1 protein-coding gene is annotated in these 1,573 nt (G+C 80.0%); it reads right to left on the bottom strand.

Annotation, left to right across the window (positions count from 1 at the left end):
* Nucleotides 1-1,573: ATP-binding protein (locus tag ACWENR_RS30750; protein WP_452280437.1), on the bottom strand; the 1,573-nt coding region annotated here is incomplete at both ends.

The following is a 1,573-nucleotide window of genomic DNA, read 5'->3' as shown; positions in this document are numbered from 1 at the left end:
GCCGGGACCGAGGAGGTGCCGGCGCCGTGCTCGGCGGCCAGCCGCGCCACCCCGAGGGAGGCCCAGGCCCGCAGCACCGGGTCGGCGTCGGCGGTACGCGGGTCGGCCAGCAGCCGGCGCAGCCACTGCCGGCCCGGAACGTCCCGCCCCCGGAACCGCCACCACCGCGACAGCGAGGCCGCCAACAGCAGCGCGGTCGACGGGTCGTCGCCGGCGGCGTGCGCCAGGGCCGAGCTGATGTCGCCGCTGACCTCGTCGAGGCGGTGCACCGCGGCCGGCAGGTTGGCGCCGACCAGCTCCGTCGCGGTCCGGGCCACCAGGCGGGCGACGACGCGGGCGTGCCGGCGACGGATCGCGGTCAGCTCGCCGGCACCGGTCGCCTGCTCGACGGCGAAGTCCCGTACGGCGTCGAGCAGGCGGAACCGGAACGGCCCGGTGCCGCGCACGCTCAGCAGGCCCAGCTCCAGGAGCCGGTCCAGCAGCGGGACCGGGTCCACCACGACCGTGCCGTCCCGGTCGGCGTCGTCGGCGAGCATCTCCTCGGCCAGCTCGACCGACCAGCGGTTGCCGAACGCGGCGAGCCGGCGCAGCGCGGCCCGCTCGTCGGGGGCGAGGAGGCGGTAGCTGGTGGCCACCGCGTCCCGCAGCGTCTCGGCCACCGCCGCGCGCGGGGCCTCCGGGCGGCCCGGGTCGGTCGCGTCCCAGCCCGGACGCTCGGCCGCCCCCGACGAGGTGTCCAGATCGAGGACCCGATCCCCGTACCGGTCGAGCAGCTCGTTGAGGTCGAGGATCCGGCCCCGGGCCGCCATCAGCTCGATGGCCAGCGGCAGCCCGCCCAGGCGGCGTACCAACGCGGTCAGCGCGGGCAGCTCGGCCGGGCCGGGCGGCTCGCGGCGGACCTGGGCGAGCCGGGCGGTGAACAGCGCGACCGCGGGGTGGTCGGCGGACGCCGACGGGTCGGCCCGCTCGCTTCCCGGCGGGGGCACGTCGAGCGGGCAGACCGGGCAGACCCGCTCCCCGGGCAGGCCCACCGGATGCCGGCCGGTGACCAGCACCCGCAGCGACGGCGCCGCGCCCGCGAGGCGGCGCACCGCCTCGGCGACCGCGTCGGGCGCCCGCTCGGCCGCGTCCACGAGCAGCAGCGCCGGCCGGCCGGCCAGGCGGGCGGCCAGCTCGGGCAGCCGCGCGACGCCGAAGACGGCCACCGACGCCGCGAGCACGTCGGCGGCGTCGGAGCCCTCGCCGACGAGCACGCCGGCGACCCCGCCCGGGTGGTGGCCGGCGACCGCGTGGGCCACCGAGAGGGCCAGGGCGGTCTTGCCGACGCCGGCCAACCCGACCAGGCTCACCAGCCGGGGGCCGCGCCCCTCGGTGAGCAGACCGGTCAGCTCGGCCAGGTCGGGATCCCGGCCGATCAGCGCGACCGGGGGCGGAAGCGCGACCGGCGTACCGACGTGCTGGTCGGCGTCGAACGGGGCCGGCGGCGCGCCGGCCGGGGCGACCGGCGCGGCGGCCGGGACCGGCCCCCGGGCGGCCGTAGACGAACGCGCCGGCCCGGCCGCACTGCTCCAGC

This window comes from Micromonospora sp. NPDC004336, assembly GCF_053602615.1.
The sequence above is the reverse complement of the archived record's forward strand: the minus strand, read 5'-3'. Positions and strand labels throughout refer to the sequence as shown.